A 17,625-nucleotide genomic window follows, 5' to 3' on the forward strand; every position below is an offset into this window, starting at 1 on the left:
TCAACATCAATCGTATACCAATAATAATCCTCAACGCCATGAAAATCAAAAAGACAATCGTCACAAAAGATATTCAGCAGTATATCCTGAATGAATCTATCAAAGAAACCTATGTACCGGCAGCAGGTGATGTTGCCATCTTTGAGGTGATAACTCTTGGCCGGCATGAAACGATACAAGGCGAAGACAAGCGCATCACTGCCATCTTCGAAAATGATTTTATCATGGCGGCATTTGCAGATCGATATGCCACATCACAGTTTGAAGGATATGTTCCAACTTTCCCGATGGAATTATACGATATCCTCGGCGCGGGCGGTGCTATTGGCGTGGTAAAATCAAAAAACGCGCTGCTGAAGGATATTGAACCTACCAAAATCAGGATGATCGGCTACTGCTGCGATGATTCTGGCAAAGTGATCAATACCAAATGGTACCAAAAACAGCGGATTCCATTTACGGGTGAATTACCGAATAATGCAAAGGTGATCCTGTCAGTCGGTTCAACCATGGACAGCGGAAAAACCACCACGGCAGCGCATGTTGCACGCGGACTGAAATATTCGGGTAAGAAAGTTGCCTTCATTAAGTTTACCGGTACGTGCTTTACCAAAGACAAAGACTTCGTATATGATTGCGGCGCTGATGTGGCAATCGATTTTTCTGACCTTGGTTTTCCTTCCACTTACATGTGTCAGAAAGAAGAACTGCTCGACCTCTACCAATCACTGCTCGCCAGGATTGCTGATGAAAAACCTGATTTCATAGTGATGGAAATTGCCGACGGACTGATGCAGCGCGAAACAAATTTCCTCCTTCGCTCCAGGGAATTCATGGCAACCATTCACAGTGTGGTATTCAGCTGCGGCGACAGCCTGAGCGCTTTCCAGGGCTTCGACATTCTGCAGCAATGGGGCATCACGCCGGCACTCATCAGCGGCCGCTTTTCCATGAGCCCGTTGCTGATTGAAGAAGTAAAAAACAACTGTGCGGTTCCGGTGCTTACAATTGAAGAAATCATGACGGGCAAATTCAATAACTTGCTGGTTTCCTCCAGATTGGTAGCTGCCTGATGAATGCACGCAAGCTTATTGCTGATTTTTTTTCCCGGAACAAAGCACTGGTGCTCGTAACCTTCGTGGCCAGTATCGGTAACAGCCTGCTTAATGTTTTACTTCCGCTGAGCATCGGTAAATTTTATGAACTCGCCTTTCATGAAAGTTCTGCAAAAGGAAAGCTCTTTGATACACTCCATCTGTCGGTTAACACGATGTCAGGATTCTTCCTCTTTTTCCTGGTACTGATCATATTGAAATCTGTAATTACTTATGGCGAAAAATATTTTACCGGTTTAGTGGGAGAACGCTTTTCGCGTAACCTGCGCGAATTACTTTTCCGTACCCAGTTGTCGCATTCAATGCCGGTGCATGAACTGAAACCGGCAGGAAAATACCTGCTACGCTATAGCGGCGACTTATCATTCATTCAGCGCTTCATCAGCAAAGGCATTATCCAGTTTTCAGGCGATCTTGTTTTCCTCACCGCCGCTTTCACGGTATTGCTGCTCATCAACACAACATTAACTGCCGTCGTGATTGCCGGATTAGCCGCGGCTGCCGGTATCATAGTATTGCTCAACAAATCTGTACGCAAAGCCACCATCAGCAGAAGAAATCAACGGTCTGCACTCCTGGGTTTTGTCACCACACGGCTGCAGGCATTCTATACCTTAAAAAGTTTTAACCGCGAAGTGCCTGAGACAACACAGTTTAACCGTCAGTCGCGCAAAATGTATGAGCTGGGAATAAACTACTACCGCGTTTATGCTTTGGTGCAGGCCATCCTGCCGGCGCTTTTTTTCGGCACAATGGCGCTGGTACTTTACTTTGTTGCGGTGGAACGCGAAACGAACCCTGCCGCATTCCATCATGGTGATGTCCTGAACTACATACTGCTGCTGTTGTATATTCAGTCCTCTATCCGGCGGATGCTCGGTGTAAATGTGGTCTGGCAGCTCGGCCAGGTTTCCATGCTGAAATTACTCCGCATCATCAACCAGCCTGTTGAACGCAGGGATGATCCTGCAACGATGGTTCCTGCAAAAGGAAAAATAGTATTTGAAGATGTTTCCTTTCAATACGAACATGCTCAACAGCCCGCTGTGGAACACCTCACCTGCTGTTTCGAACCCGGCACTATTACCTGGCTGCAAGGCAGGCAAGGCAGTGGAAAAAGCACTGTGCTGAAACTCATCCAGGGCATCTATACGCCGGGCAGCGGAAAGATTTTTCTGGATGATCAGCCTTTCGCATCGCTGGCACCGAATGCCGTGCGTAAAAATGTAGCAATCATTTCCGATGAAGCTCCGCTTATCGGCAATACGGTATTCAAAGCGATATCATACAACACTGCGGATGAGAAACGGGAAAAAACAGCGCAGTTGCTGGAAAGGCTTGGCTTCCATGTTGGCGGCAGCAGTAATCAGTCACTCGATTACCGCCTCAGCGACTATGCGAAAAACCTCTCCAACGGGCAACGTAAGTTGCTGATGTTTGCCCGCGCATTCCTTACCAGGAAAAAAGTCCTGCTCATTGACGAAGTCTTTGATGACCTTGATCCTGATGCCAGGGCAAAGGTGCTGGCCGAATTGCAGCGCCTGGCATCAAAGCGCACCATCATCATTGCCGGCAGCCGGCTACCTGAAACGCTGAAAGCCGGTCAAATAATTAACCTGAATGAACTTCATCATAAAATTCAGCGCTCCTACCATGACATCAATTAGCAGATCAATACATTGGCAGTTGGTTTTTTCACTTACGCTGTTCCTGCTTGCTTCCTGTAAAAAACAGGAAGGCAAAGGCGGTGATGCCTCCATCGCCGGATCGGTGTATACAGAACATTTCAATTCCACTTTTACGGAATTCATCAGTGAGTATCCCGGCGCCGACACCTATGTTTACCTGGTGTACGGCGATGATATCAGTTATGGTCAGCGGATCAAAACAAATTATGAAGGACAATTTGAATTCAAGTACCTCTATAAAGGAAACTACACTGTTTATGTGTATTCACTCGACTCCACGCTCACATCGCCGGATGGCAGCATTCCTGTCGTGAAACAAGTAAGCATTGCGGGAAGAAAGGATCATATACAGCTCGACACCTTCCGGATTTTTCAATGAATGCATCCCTGAAGACACCATGAAATTATATCAGTTTCATACGATGAAGCAGGACAAAGGCAGATACAGCATTGCGCCTGAATTATTGCGTATGGCAACTGTTATGGCAATCTTTGTAAGAACCGGTCTGACACTCTGTTTAATTGCCGGCATCCAGTTCACCGCTTTTTCGCAAACAACACGCGAAATCTCCTCCCGCGGAATCAGTTCCGTTACGGTTACAGTCTTTGATGCGCGCAAAAAAGATACGACAGAAAGGAAAACCTTCACACGGTATGATCATCAGGGCAATGCACTGGAAAACATCGAATATGACCAAACAGGAAAAATCAAGTCGCACGAGCAGTATGAATTCAACAGCCATAATGATGAAACGGTGTACCGGTTGATTGATGCCGATGGTAAAGTGATTAAAAGTGTCTATACCACTTATGACAAATGGAATCATGTTGCATCAAAAACCATCCTTGATGCTACCGGTGCCATCACGGAAAAAACGATCAGCACTTATAACACCTTTAATGATCTCACGGAAGAAAACACTTACGACAAAGAGGGAAAGCTGACCCGCCGCGCACAATACAGCTACGACACGAAAGGCATGCTGCTCAGCCGGAAGGTGTATAATGAGAAAGGTGAATTAATCTACGCAAAAGAATATACCTACGAGTACTAATGCTGACTTCTTCAGTACATACGGCATTACGTTGTTCACCACGACAAAAATCTGACCTGTTCAGGAACTCCGGTGCTGCTGCATGCTGTCTGCTGGCAGTGTTGTTATTTTCTTGCCCGGAAAGTATACAGGCACAGGCAGCATATTCACCGCAAAACGATTTCAGGGGAATTGTCGGATTGAACATCGAAAAAAAAATCTCCCGCTCCTTCTCATTAACCCTTTTCAACCAGGCTATCTTTAATCAGAACCTGGCCGAACTTGGCACCTGTTTGATCGATGCCGGTATCAACTACAAACTGAACCGCAATTTTACGTTAGGATTGGATTACCGCTTCGTGCTCAGCAGGAATCTCAACAACGCTTATGACAACCGGCAGTTGCTGATGGCCGACATCGCATACACTAAAGGATTCCATAATTTTTCTCTCACGGCCAGGGTGCGGTTTTCAAGTCAGTATTACGATCAGCTTACGGCGGAAAATTACAGGCCCGCCGCTTTTTATAACCGTGATAAGCTTACGCTCCGGTACAGGATAAGTTACTTTCTGTCGCCTTATGTTTCCGGAGAAATTTTTTATCCGCTCAACAATGCGGAGAGAAACGGCATTGACCGGTTCCGTGGCAGCGCCGGATTTTTTTACAACTTTAATGACCACCTGAGAAGTGAATGGTATTACACAATATCGCCCGGATTCAACCGGAAAACCAACAATACCGTTTATGCTGCCGGCAGTACCTGGTATTACCGGTTCTGAATGGAAGAGCGTCAGCATAACCAACAACAAAAAGTATCATGCTTTTGCGAAAGCCAGGCAGAGGAACAGATGAAGATCAGCTTAGCTTACTTTAAACATTCATTCCGCCAACATGGAACATAACTAACTTTCCAGCTGATGAAATTTCTTTACAGATATTTTCTGCCAACATCTTTTCTACTCATCCTCATTTTCCCGTTATCTGTTATGGCACAGTCAACTAATCCTGTTACCGGCCACCCGATTGCCATCGCCATCCATGGCGGAGCCAGTAACATCAAAAAAATGAACCTCTCCGCAGCGCAGGAGAAAGCTTACCGCGATACCATGGAGATTGCCTTAAAAGCAGGCTACAACGTGCTGCAACAAGGCGGAACAAGCGTGGATGCTGTGGTTGCCGCAATCAACGTGATGGAGAATTCCGTTCTCTTTAATGCCGGTAAAGGATCGGTGATTACGCATGATGGCACGATTGAAATGGATGCAGCAATCATGAATGGCAAAACACTGAAGGCAGGTGCGTTAACCGGTGTGAAAACCATAAAAAACCCGATTACCGCTGCGCGAACCATAATGGATAGCAGCAGGTTTGTTTTCTTATCAGGAAAAGGCGCCGAGGATTTTGCCCGTGAACAAGGCCTTGCAATGGAAGATACTTCCTATTTCTTCACCCCCTATCGCATGGAACAATTGCAGCGCGCCTTGCGAGGCGACACCACACCGCTCGATCACAGCGATACTACAGGCATGATTGAACCTGCTGATGGCAATCAGCTGTCTAATGAAAAGTTTGGCACAGTGGGCTGTGTGGCAGTAGACCGTTACGGCGACCTTGCTGCAGGCACATCTACCGGTGGCATCGTTAACAAGCAATACAATCGCATCGGCGACTCGCCATTGATTGGCTGCGGAACATATGCCAACAATAAAACCTGCGCCGTGTCCTGCACCGGCCGAGGGGAAGAATTTATCAGGTATGTGGTCGCCTATGATATTTCGGCACTGATGCAATACCGGGTTATCAATTTACATGATGCTGCGAACTATGTCATAAAAGATAAACTTGTTAAAGCAGGCGGCAGGGGCGGATGCATCGCAATGGATAGAAACGGGCACATTGAAATGCCGTTTACTACCGATGGAATGTTCAGGGGATACATTAATACGAAAGGAATTTTGAAGGTGTCTGTTTATGAAGAGTAGTATAGTTCATCCATAAACTCCGGCGCTTTAATCAGGCAGTTCACCGTAACCATAAATTTCTTTCCGGTTCAGGAACAAGTGTGCCTTCATGTCTGTTCTGTTCACGCGGTCTTGTATGTAATGGCGGAAGTAAACTGATTAAGGGCTTGCACGCAGTCATTCTCATCTTCCGGTTTTACAAATGCATGCACTTTTCAAAAGCCGTGGCATGGAATGGTAACATCAGGCAAATACGGTTAAGCCGGTCTGAAAAAAAACAAGTGGTCAGTATTCTTGAATAATTAATGCTGCTGATAGATTACAACCTGAATTTTCTATAATTTTGAATCCTTAAAACGTACAATCCAAGATGGGTTATATCAAAGATAAATTTGCAGCCAAAGCGGGTCCGATGGCAGCTGAAATCAAAGAACTGATCAGGAACAACAGCGACGTGGTGCTCGGATCTTATACTATTGGACAGGCTTATGGCGGAATGAAAAGCATTATCGCGCTCGTCACGGAAACATCCTTGCTTGATGCCAATGAAGGAATCCGTTTTCGCGGCTACACGATCCCCGAACTCAGGGAAAAACTGCCCCATCTTGAAACCTGCAGCGAACCGCTTCCGGAAGGCCTCTTCTACCTGCTGCTGCTGGATGAAATACCAACCTATAAAGATGTGCAGCATGTTGCAAATGTATGGGCACGCCGTGCCATCGTACCCTTGCATGTCTTTAAAGCCATCGACCGTTTACCGCGCGACATGCATCCGATGACACAGTTCAGCATCGGCATCATGGCCATGCAGTCAGAATCCAATTTCAGCAAGGCTTACCGCGATGGCATCAGCAAAAAAGATTATTGGGATCCGATGTATGAAGATGTGATGACGCTCATCGCCCGCCTTCCAAGAGTGGCTGCATACATCTATCGCCGTTCGTATAAAAAGGGCAAACACATTGAACCGAATCCCGACCTCGACTGGGCAGCTAATTTCGCTCACATGCTGGGCTTTGATCAACCCGACTTCTACAGCTATATGCGCCTGTTCCTCACTATTCATGCTGATCATGAAGGTGGTAATGTATCTGCGCATGCCACGCACCTTGTTGGTTCTACCCTGAGCGACGCTTACCTGTCCTTTGCTTCGGGCATGAACGGCCTGGCCGGCCCGCTGCACGGACTTGCCAATCAGGAAGTGATCCGATGGATACTGGAAATGAAGAAGAAACTCGGAAAAGGCAAACTCACGAAAGAAGAAATCGAAAAATATATCAGGCAAACGCTTTCAGAAGGTAAGGTGGTACCCGGTTACGGGCATGCCGTGCTTCGTAAAACGGATCCTCGTTTTCTCGCTCAAATGGAATTCGCCAGGCAGCATTGCCCCGATGATGAACTGGTGAACATAGTATGGAATGTTTATGACGTAGCACCAAAAATCCTCGGCGAAACGGGTAAAATAAAAAATCCATGGCCGAATGTTGATGCCCACTCCGGTTCATTATTAGTGCACTACGGACTGGTGGAATATGATTTTTATACAGTGCTCTTCGGCGTTTCGCGCGCATTGGGTGTTTTGGCTTCTTTAGTTTGGGACCGCGCACTCGGCCAGGGCATCGAACGGCCAAAGTCCGTCACCACGGGCTGGATCAAGGAATTTATTGCGAAGAATGCCGCAAAGAAAGAAGCGCCGGAAACGGCTGTCGCCGAATAAGCGGACCAGAAAACCTGAAAGGAATTTCTCGGTGATTGGTCATTCCCATCTAGTATGATGACAAGCTACTTTGCAGGATAGCTCTGATACATGCAACCGACTGCTATTCCATAGCCCCTTCTTCGATGGTCAGTTTAGGGTTCACCTGCTTTAAAAAATCTTTTGGCGTTATACCGGTAAACTTCCTGAAAGCATTGTAGAAAGCGGCTCTTGAACTGAATCCCGCTTCCGTTGCCAGGGCCGCAATAGTGAGCGCCTGCAGCTTTTCAGGTTGGCTCACAAATACTTCACGGATATACAGAATCCTCTGCTGATTGATAAAGTCGCGTACTTCATATCCCGACTGATTCCTGATCATTTGCGATAGTTGCCTTGCATTCATGTCTGCATCCTTTGCCAGTTCATTCAGCGTTAGTTTGGGGTTCAGAAAAACCCCTTTTCCCTGCCAAATCCTTACCTGATCATCAAATGTGTTATCACGCTGAACCGGCGCTTTAGCAGGTTGTGTTTTAACCCGCCGCTGCAGGGTTTGCATGCCGTAGAGAATGTCAGGATAAAAAAACAAAGTAATGCTGTTGATGAGCACAAATACGGACTGCGAGAAGTATGAGATGAAATATGGATTCCAGTTTTCAAAATGCAGCCCCAGCATCAGGCTGAACTGGAAAAGCACGAGCAGGATAAAATAAATATGAAACCAGGCCATCCAGCGATAAAATGAGGCGACTTTCTGATAGGTCGTCTTATTCTTTTTATAGAATTGCAAGATCATCCGAACATCAACTGCAATCAGCAATCCCGTCCAGGTTGCTTTTGCAGGAAAATGAAAGGGCAGCAGGTAACTTCCTTTTGCTGCATAACTTTCAATGATGGCCATTTTTTCTTCACGCGAAGAAAGGTACAATGGCATAAACTCGATCAGGTTCAACGCCGCCGGCAGTAAAAGGAGCCAATACCAATTCTTCAGGCTGAATTCAGAATCTATGCTGCTCTTTACAAAATAGAAAAGCATCGGCATTATGGCATAGGTGAAAGGGCTGTCCGTCCGGAACAGGTGTGGGAAATAGAGAAAGAAATCCTCAAAGGCCAGGCTTCCTACAAATAATGTATAGGAGTAAATCAGGAAAAAAATGCCGAGATACCGGTTCGCAATCACCTTGTTTCCCCTTGCAAATAAAAGTATCATTCCCGTCAGAACACCGCAAAAAGCTCCGATCCAACAAAAAACAACCTCTATCGGGATTGCTGATAATGACAAATTTCGCATTGGTGAAATATCCGGCAAGATATGATATTGCCCCCTAAGATGAAATTTGCCGGTAAGATGTCTTGCATCTTGCCTGATAGACACTTTTAATATCAATCTGATTACAGAAGATATATTATAAGCGTACCTTCATTTCGGATTATTGAAAGTTAAGCAGTCACTATTTCAACAATTCCACAGGCCGGTTTTCAGAAGCGCTTCAATAGTTCGCCCTGAAAAGCATCAGCAATCAAAATGGCAGGCATTAAGTTGGGTAAGGATGAATGGTTAGGCTGAAGCAAGCATATGCACCGCCATTGTTAACCACCGTTTAGTCAAATACCGCAAAAACCTCATTCTCATTTTCCACTCATTATCTCTGACCCGTTAATCCATTCCTCTCATCCTTTAAACCAACCTTGATGAAAAAGCAGCTTCATTTTCTGTTACCGGTTGTTCTTCTCGCGGTGCTTGCCGTGAGTTGCAATCAGCAGCAAAACACGCCGGCAGATAAACCGGCAACGTCAGCATTTAATGGCGAAATCAAAATTGATGTGCGCGATTCAAAACCCGACTGGACTCCTTACATCCGTAAAAAGGCGCCGGCCGGCTCGCCAAACATTCTCATCATTCTGTATGATGACACCGGTCTTGGTGCCTGGTCTCCCTATGGCGGAAGAATTAACATGCCCACCATGGATAAGCTCGCAGCCGATGGCTTAACCTATACCCAATGGCATACAGTAGCGCTTTGTTCGCCAACGCGTTCCTGCATCAATACAGGCCGTAACCATAACCTCAATGGCATGGGAGCCATCACCGAAGGAGCTAATGGATTCCCAGGTTATAGCTGCCAGTTGCCAGCGCAGGCAGTAACGATGGCACAAATATTAAATGACAATGGCTGGAGCACTTTCTGGATAGGCAAAGACCACAATGTACCGGAAACAGATTTGTCTGCCGGCGCCAACAAGAGTCAGTGGCCATTGCAACAGGGTTATGATCGATTTTATGGTTTCATCGGTGGTGAAACAAACCAGTTTTATCCCGACCTGACAGAAGATAATCATGCCATCGAACAGCCATACGGTCCCGAACAAGGATACCATTTGTCCAAAGACCTGGCAGACCAGGCTATCAAAATGATCAGTGATCAGAAATCTGCGAATCCTTCCAAACCATGGTTCATGTGGTATTGCCCCGGTGCCAACCATGCACCGCATCAGGCGCCTCAGGATTATATTGCCAAGTACAAAGGCAAATTTGATGACGGTTACGATGCATACAGGAAGTGGGTGTTACCGCGAATGATAGAAAGAGGTATCCTGCCGAAAGGAACGGAACTGACGGAATTCAACCCTATGCCGGAAGATCAGGCAGCTCCCGGTGATTATGTTCGCCCGTGGGATTCACTGAATGCTGATGAAAAGAAGCTCTTCTCCCGCCTTTGCGAGGTCTATGCCGCTTTCTCAGAATATACCGATGTGCAGATCGGCAGAATCATCGACCATCTTAAAGCTTCAGGGCAGTATGATAACACAATCATCATGTATGCCGCCGATAATGGTGCTTCCGGTGAAGGAAGCCCGAGTGGTTCAGTCAATGAAAACAAATTCTTTAACGGTTATCCTGATGAGTTATCAGAAAACATGAAGCTGATTGATGAACTCGGCGGGCCTAACACTTATGAGCATTACCCGACCGGCTGGGCTGCTGCGTTCTCTACACCGTTTAAGATGTTTAAACGCTATTCCAACTACTCCGGCGGAACTGCTGATCCGTTAGTGATCAGCTGGCCAAAAGGCATCAAAGCACATGGTGAAGTGCGCAATCAGTATCATCATGCTGTTGACATTGTGCCTACCATTCTCGAAATCTGCGGACTGGAAATGCCGAAGGTTTACCGTGGCGTGGAGCAATATCCATTGTCAGGCGTTTCGATGAAATATACTTTCGATGCCAAGCCTGATGATCCCACGCAGAAACATGTGCAATATTATACCATGCTCGGTACAAGAGCGATCTGGCAGGACGGATGGAAAGCAGTGGCTGTGCATGCGCCGCTCACTGATAAAGGTAATTTCGATCAGGATAAGTGGGAACTGTACCATACGGATGTCGACCGTTCTGAGTCAAAAGATCTCGCCAAAGAAAATCCGGAGAAGCTGGAAGCGCTGAAGAAATTGTATGATGAAGAAGCAAAGAAAAATTTTGCTTATCCGCTTGACGACCGCACGGCAACGCAAATTTTAACACTTGAACGGCCGGAGGAAGAAGAGAAGAAAGATAACTATACATATTACCCGCATACCAGCTCAGTACCGGAAGCGGTGGCTGTTAATATCAGGGGCAAGTCTTACAAGATAGTGGCTAATGTAGAAATCACTGATGCCAATGCTTCGGGCGTGATTTTCGCGCATGGCTCACGCTTTGGTGGCCACAGTTTGTTCATTAAAGATCATAAGCTGTATTACGTTTATAATTTCCTGGGCATCATGCAGCAACAATTTGTATCACCAGTGCTGAAACAAGGCAAGTACACCTTCGGCATGGAATTCATAAAAGAAAAAGCAGGCGAGCACGGAGAATCAATTGGCACTGCCAAACTATATGTCAATGACAAAGAAGTGGCATCAGGTCCGATGACAGCGCAGGTAGGTAAATTCACCCTGGTGGGCGACGGATTATGCGTTGGCTATGACAGCGGAGATCCGGTTAGTAAATTGTATGCATCACCCGGTGAATTTAAAGGCGGACGTATTGCTTTTGTAAAAGTGAATACCGGAAAAGAACAATATCTTGACCTGGAAAAAGAAGCACAGCTGGCGTTGAGCAAAGAATGATCATTGGCTGATAGGTAAAGCGTAATTACTTTTCACCTGACGGTTGGCCGGCAAACGAGCTTTGGTTGCAATTGCAGATTATAAACGGGGAAGCATAATCGTTTCCCCGTTTTCTTTCACAGAGTCGCAACTGAACAGGTCATGCGTCATGTTAAAAAGACTGAACTGATAAAGTTGTATTCCTGTAATCCCTGCATAATAATTCACTGCATCTTCAGTATGATGCTTCAGCTCTGACACCACAATTTGTATTAGAAGCTACCTCAACATAAGCAATCAATGCAGTCATGCCGAATTTATTTCGGCATCTGCCAATGAATGGAAGATATCCTGAAACAAGTTCAGGATGACTTTAGGTATTTTGAGATAGCTTCTGATCCTTCCATTATAAATATATCTTTGAAATCTGTTGACTTTATACATGGAGCATCCAAATGCCAGGCTGGAAACATTTTGTGATGGCGTATTTGCCATTGCGCTTACATTGCTCATCATTGACATTAAGATTCCATCCACGATTGAAATAAATTCTGCGAAAGATTTCTGGAAAGCACTCTACGCCATTTCGCCTTCCATTCTTGCATTTATCTTAAGCTTCGTAGTCATTTTCATCACCTGGGTAAATCACCATAATGCCTTAAGGCTCATCTCCAAATCATCGCCGGCTTTCATTTATGCCAATGGATTTTTATTGTTCACGGTTGTTTTTATTCCCTTCCCAACTTCGCTGCTGGGCGAACATCTGTTTACGGTGCACGCAGCGCCTGCCGTCATTTTATATGATGCAGTGCTGGCGCTGCAGGCACTTAGCTGGGTGCTTTTTATTAATGCCGCTTTAAAACATCATTTGGGAAAACATGATAAAGCAGTGAATACGGCGATCAGAAACAGGAGATTTGGATTTTTTGCCCTCGCACTCTATTCGGTTTGCGCGGTGATGGCTATCTGGTTTCCCATGCCTGTTGCCATCATTACCTTGCTCTCCTGGATAATCTGGCTAATTGTTGGAATCATTATGCAGCCTGAGTAAGCACCGTCCTGAAGAATTTATTTTTCAGCTTCACCCGTAATATTAACCTTGCGCAATCTGTCTCCTTAACAGTTTGTAATGCCGGATTTATTCCGGCAGTTGCAGGTTTCTGTTGAATCGTGAACGACAAAACACCGGTTTTTCCTTTCAAATTGTCCAAGATGTAGACTGATAGACACTTTCCATACGCATGCCACATTCGAATATCTACCGTACTGAGTACATTTGATGTTGCTAACAGGAAAAATCAGCCTGCAGCATAACCCACATTTTTTCTAATCAATCTAAACCAACCACCCGTTACAATGAAAAAAGTATTGTACCTCACACTCCTTCTTGCTTTCGCAGGAATCCAGTTCTCCCATGCACAGATTTCCGCTGAATCAGCAATGAAAACTTACACCAAAACAAAGAATCAGTTCGACGGGCTTACCGCCAAATACAAGCCTTATAAAGATATGGCTATTCAAAATGCCGATAAGCTAAGCCCGGAATTGCAAAGCAGCATGAAAGACCTCGATTTGCAAATGACCGGTTTTGGCGATAAGCTCGACGCATTCCCGAAAGCCTCTTCCACCGAGCAAATTGCAATGGCTTCTTCACTCACCAGTGATTTTTCCAAGATAAAATCATCTACCAAAAGCGTTACCAAATCCATCAAAGGCATGAAGTTGCCTGCAATGCCAAAGTTATAATCTTGAAAGGGGTGTTGATGTACTGTACATAGCAAAACAATAAGGTACCATCAGCATATAGCTTGCTCCTGCAGTGGGTTGCGGGGGTGAGCTTTTTTTATGTACTTGCCCTCCAATTTTTTATCTTGTCGCTAATTAAATGAGCACATGAAAAAGATACAGCATACACTTTCCTTTTTGTTTTGCATCGCGATAGCCGGTTGCGGCAGCCACACGGATACCTCAAAAGAAGGCGGCAACCATGACGATGCACAAGCCGATTCCACCCGGGAAATTGTGATTGCCGTGAATCCGCTGAAGGAGTGCTACTTCGGCGACCTTCACCTGCACACCGCACTGTCTCCGGACGCCAATTTTTTTGGTGCTACCCTCCTGCCGGAAGATGCTTACAAGTATGCAAAAGGAGAAGAAGTCGTTTACCTCGGACAAAAGGTCAAACGGATCGCACCGCTCGACTTTCTTGCAGTTACCGACCACTCTGAATACCTCGGTGTTATAGTAGCTGTGAAAGACCCGAAAGGCCCGTTTGCCGGCACTGAGTTATACCGGCAATTCAACAGTACTGATCAGAAAGATGTAGCCAAATCATTCGGCGATTTTGTTGCCGACATGAGTGCCAATAAACCCAATCCCGAACTGAACAAACCGGAAGTAATAAAGAGTGCCTGGCAACATGTGATTGATGCAGCCAATGCGGCTAATGATCCCGGCAAGTTTACGGCACTGATAGGCTATGAATGGACCTCTGCTCCCAACAACATAAATAATCATGCGCAGAACCTTCACCGCTGTGTCATCTTCAAAGGAGACAAGGTACCCGAACTGCCCTTCTCTTCTTTCGAATCCCAGGACCCCGAAGATCTTTGGAAGTACATGGAGAATGCCCGTAAAAACGGCAGCGATGTGTTAGCAGTTCCTCACAATGGAAATGTAAGCAATGGATTAATGTTCGATACAAAAACACTTTCCGGGAAACCGCTGACTAAGGAATATGCCGAAACCCGCATGAACAATGAGCCACTCACCGAACTCAATCAGGGCAAAGGACAGAGTGAAACGCGTCCTGAGTTATCACCCAATGATGAATTCGCCAATTATGAATTGTTTGAAACGCTGCTGAGCAGTACGGAGATTTCCAAATATAAAACCGGCGGCTATATAAGGCAGGCTTACGGCGTGGGACAGGAACTACAGGCAAAGATTGGCGCCAACCCATTCAAATATGGACTGGAAGGCGGCACTGATTATCACTCTGGCGTTTCCTCCAGTGAAGAAAACAATTACCCGGGATCACACGGAACACAGGATAATCTCGGTAAAAACTATAAAGAAATTCTGACCGCCAAAGAATCAGTTGGTGGTGAACCTCCTACTCGGCTAAGTGCAGCCGGATTGACCGGCGTATGGGCCGAAAGCAATACAAGAGATGCGATTTTTGATGCGTTGAAAAGGAAAGAATGCTTTGCCACTTCTGGCACCCGCATTAAAGTGCGGATGTTTGCCGGCTGGAATTATCCTGCCGACCTGGTTAAACAAGATGACTGGGTTAAATTGGCCTATGCCGGCGGTGTACCGATGGGTGCTGACCTCGTGGCAACAGCCGGTGGAGGCAAACCAAAATTCCTGGTGCAGGCTGTCAAAGATCCAAACTCAGCCAACCTCGACAGGATACAGATCATTAAAGTGAGCACAAAAAATGGAAAGAGTACCGAACAAATCTTTGATGTGGTATGGAGTGGTGAAAGAAAAATCAATGCAAAGGGTAAGCTGGAAGCAGTCGGCAATACGGTGGATGTGAATGCGGCAACATATACCAATACAATCGGTGACGCGGTTTTAACCGGCTGGTGGGAAGATGCAGGGTTTGATCCGGAGGCATACTGCACTTACTATGCAAGGGTGCTCGAAATTCCAACACCGAGGTGGAGCACCTACCTTTCCGCGAAGTATAAAATGCCATTGAACTCCCTGACGGATGCCATCATCCAGGAACGCGCCTGGACCAGCCCCGTTTGGTACACGCCGGCGAAATAATGCAGGGGTTTTTCAATCGCCGTATTTAAATTGGAAAGCGATAGCATGTTTCATCCATAATCGATATTCCCGGTGCATTTACACGTTGCCGCCTGGTCAATGATGGATTGATTAACAACGCAGGATTTATGTCAGTTGAAGCAATCATCATTGCCGGTTATTGGGGAAAAAAATTTCCGCCGGAAACCGAAACAGCTATCTGAAACAGGAATGATGAACTGCCATCTTGCTTTTGATATTTTCCACTGAACTTATGCTTCGGAGTCACTGCCTGATATAATTATTGCTTTAATACTTTTACGAAATGCAGGAATCTTTGAAAAAACTGATATCCGAACCAATTATCCAGTTCATCCTGTCGGGTATCATATTGTATTTGATGGTGAGTTTTGTACAGCAGCAGCGCGATTTTCAGCAGCGGGAGATCATAGTCGATAGTGACAGGATTGCGTTGATGATAATGAATTACAAAACACAAACCGGCAGCTTACCTTCAAAGCAACAGCTCGACGCCCTTATTGAAGATTATATCAGTGAAGAGATTTACTATCGTGAAGCCAAAAAGATGGGCCTCGATAAAGATGACGAAATCATCCGCAGACGGCTGGCACAGAAACTTACCTTTATGCAATCCGGCCTTGCCGAAATAAAAAATCCGGGTGACGCTGACCTTCTTGCATTCTATAACAGCCATCCTGATTTGTTTATGCAGGATGCCTCGGCAAGTTTTTCCCATGTTTATTTCAGTACTACAAACAGCAACGACAGCATTGCCCGGCAGAGAGCTGTTGAAGCATTGCAGCAGCTGAAAAAGAGCAGCCTGCAGCGATCACCTTCATCGGGCGACCCTTTCCCGCTGCAGTATGATTATACTGATCAGACTGCAACAGATGTACGGCAAAATTTCGGCAGCAATGCGTTTGCTGATTCAGTGTTTCAGGCCGCAACTAACACCTGGACAGGCCCTGTACAATCCGGCTATGGATGGCATTTGATTTATATTTCTTCACGGGGCACCAAGGCTTTAAAAGATTATTCGAATGTCAAAGAGGAAGTAAAAATAAAATACCTCGAATCGGCAAAGGCTGAACAGGATAAGCAGGCATTCGAAAAACTAAGAAGCCGGTATATCATTCGCCGTGCATACCTGGAAACACCATGAAACAACGCGCCCTCCTTATTGCGACGATATTGCTACTGCCGCTAATGATGCGCGCACATGAAATCCGTCCGGGTTATCTGGAATTCAAAGAAGCGACAGATCATACATTACAGATAACATGGAAACAACCATTGATGGGTGAATATGGCCTGCCGCTGCATCCTGTCCTCTCATCCGGATGGCTGCAAGATTCACTGACAGACATCAGCTATACGGAAAGTTATATCATCAAACGGTGGAAGATAGCAGCCGGTCATGCGGCCCTCGACCGGCAAACCATCACAATTAACGGACTTGAAAAAACGATGACCGATGTATTGGTACAGGTCATATTGGCGGATCAGACTAGCTACAGTTATTTACTGAAACCGGTACAGCCCTCCGTCACGCTTGCGTTATCGTCACCGCAGACGCCACCGGTGTGGCAATATCTTCAGATGGGAATGCATCACATCTGGTCGGGCTTTGATCATCTGCTTTTTGTATTCGGCCTGTTGCTATTGGTAAGAAGAAGATCATTATTAATCTGGACCATCACGGCTTTCACCATTGCGCATAGCATAACGCTGGCCTTAGCCACTTTTCAAATCATAACTGTATCATCAGCATTTACTGAAGCGGCTATTGCACTCAGCATTGTTTTCCTCGCCGTTGAAATTGCACGGCATCACAATGGGAAAGATGGTTTCACCTACCGTCATCCATGGCTTGTTTCTTTCTTTTTCGGGCTCTTGCACGGACTTGGATTTGCCAGCGCGTTGCAGCAGGTGGGTTTACCGGAAGATAATATTCCACTGGCGTTAATGCTCTTCAATGCGGGTGTGGAAATTGGTCAGTTAACTTTCGTGGCTGCAGTGTTGTCCGCCGCTGCAATGGTGCGAACATTCAAATGGCGTTTCCCTGTTGGGATGAAAAATATTCCTCCGTTTATCACGGGCACGCTGGCTATGTATTGGTTTATAGAAAGAGTATTCGCTGTTTTTTGCTGAACAACCGGTGATAAAGCAGACAATTCAAATGATATTAATAGCAGTTGAAGTATCAGCGGATCAGGATGCATAAAGTTTATTCAATCAGCTTTATCCCGTCATTCCATAACC

General features: G+C 45.8%; 14 protein-coding genes. 13 read left to right on the top strand and 1 reads right to left on the bottom strand.

From position 1 onward, the window contains the following. The first annotated feature begins 38 nt into the window (after positions 1–38). The 7 genes from K1X61_08445 (at position 39) to K1X61_08475 (ending at position 7,515) form a co-directional block, all read left to right on the top strand. Positions 39–1,073, top strand: coding sequence for a hypothetical protein (locus K1X61_08445; GenBank protein ID MBX7108658.1), 1,035 nt, complete (start codon positions 39–41; stop codon positions 1,071–1,073). Further along, positions 1,073–2,782 (top strand): ABC transporter ATP-binding protein/permease, encoded by a 1,710-nt coding sequence (locus K1X61_08450; protein MBX7108659.1) that lies wholly within the window; start codon positions 1,073–1,075, stop codon positions 2,780–2,782. The genes K1X61_08445 and K1X61_08450 overlap by 1 nt, the downstream gene beginning before the upstream one ends. Then, positions 2,769–3,182: a hypothetical protein gene (locus K1X61_08455; protein ID MBX7108660.1), complete on the top strand. Its 414-nt coding sequence runs from the start codon at positions 2,769–2,771 to the stop codon at positions 3,180–3,182. Before K1X61_08450 ends, K1X61_08455 begins: the two co-directional genes overlap by 14 nt. Positions 3,183–3,201: 19 nt before the next feature. After that, a complete protein-coding gene (locus K1X61_08460) occupies positions 3,202–3,858 on the top strand; it encodes a hypothetical protein (GenBank protein ID MBX7108661.1) in 657 nt (218 codons plus the stop codon). Beyond that, positions 3,858–4,616 carry a DUF2490 domain-containing protein gene (locus K1X61_08465; protein MBX7108662.1) on the top strand — a complete coding sequence of 253 codons (759 nt, stop codon included), beginning with the start codon at positions 3,858–3,860 and terminating at the stop codon, positions 4,614–4,616. Before K1X61_08460 ends, K1X61_08465 begins: the two co-directional genes overlap by 1 nt. A gap of 249 nt (positions 4,617–4,865) precedes the next feature. After that, complete coding sequence (locus tag K1X61_08470) at positions 4,866–5,819, top strand: isoaspartyl peptidase/L-asparaginase (GenBank protein ID MBX7108663.1); 954 nt, start codon at positions 4,866–4,868, stop codon at positions 5,817–5,819. Positions 5,820–6,168: 349 nt separating this feature from the next. Continuing rightward, positions 6,169–7,515 (top strand): citrate (Si)-synthase, encoded by a 1,347-nt coding sequence (locus K1X61_08475; GenBank protein MBX7108664.1) that lies wholly within the window; start codon positions 6,169–6,171, stop codon positions 7,513–7,515. 103 nt (positions 7,516–7,618) lie between these two features. Here the strand turns inward: K1X61_08475 and K1X61_08480 are convergent, their stop codons facing one another. Beyond that, a complete protein-coding gene (locus K1X61_08480) occupies positions 7,619–8,701 on the bottom strand; it encodes a helix-turn-helix domain-containing protein (protein ID MBX7108665.1) in 1,083 nt (360 codons plus the stop codon). Between the two features lie 482 nt (positions 8,702–9,183). Here K1X61_08480 and K1X61_08485 point away from each other — a divergent pair, with 482 nt between their 5' ends. The 6 genes from K1X61_08485 (at position 9,184) to K1X61_08510 (ending at position 17,514) form a co-directional block, all read left to right on the top strand. Beyond that, positions 9,184–11,604: an arylsulfatase gene (locus tag K1X61_08485; GenBank protein ID MBX7108666.1), complete on the top strand. Its 2,421-nt coding sequence runs from the start codon at positions 9,184–9,186 to the stop codon at positions 11,602–11,604. 421 nt (positions 11,605–12,025) lie between these two features. Then, entirely contained in the window at positions 12,026–12,634 is a 609-nt protein-coding gene (locus K1X61_08490; GenBank protein MBX7108667.1) for a DUF1211 domain-containing protein, read from the top strand. 305 nt (positions 12,635–12,939) lie between these two features. Continuing rightward, positions 12,940–13,329, top strand: coding sequence for a hypothetical protein (locus K1X61_08495; protein MBX7108668.1), 390 nt, complete (start codon positions 12,940–12,942; stop codon positions 13,327–13,329). Between the two features lie 147 nt (positions 13,330–13,476). Further along, positions 13,477–15,363 carry a DUF3604 domain-containing protein gene (locus K1X61_08500; GenBank protein MBX7108669.1) on the top strand — a complete coding sequence of 629 codons (1,887 nt, stop codon included), beginning with the start codon at positions 13,477–13,479 and terminating at the stop codon, positions 15,361–15,363. A gap of 316 nt (positions 15,364–15,679) precedes the next feature. After that, positions 15,680–16,525 carry a peptidyl-prolyl cis-trans isomerase gene (locus K1X61_08505; GenBank protein ID MBX7108670.1) on the top strand — a complete coding sequence of 282 codons (846 nt, stop codon included), beginning with the start codon at positions 15,680–15,682 and terminating at the stop codon, positions 16,523–16,525. Further along, a complete protein-coding gene (locus tag K1X61_08510) occupies positions 16,522–17,514 on the top strand; it encodes a HupE/UreJ family protein (GenBank protein MBX7108671.1) in 993 nt (330 codons plus the stop codon). Before K1X61_08505 ends, K1X61_08510 begins: the two co-directional genes overlap by 4 nt. The last annotated feature ends 111 nt before the right edge of the window (positions 17,515–17,625 follow it).

This window comes from Chitinophagales bacterium, from assembly GCA_019694975.1.
Lineage (GTDB): Bacteria > Bacteroidota > Bacteroidia > Chitinophagales > UBA10324 > JACCZZ01.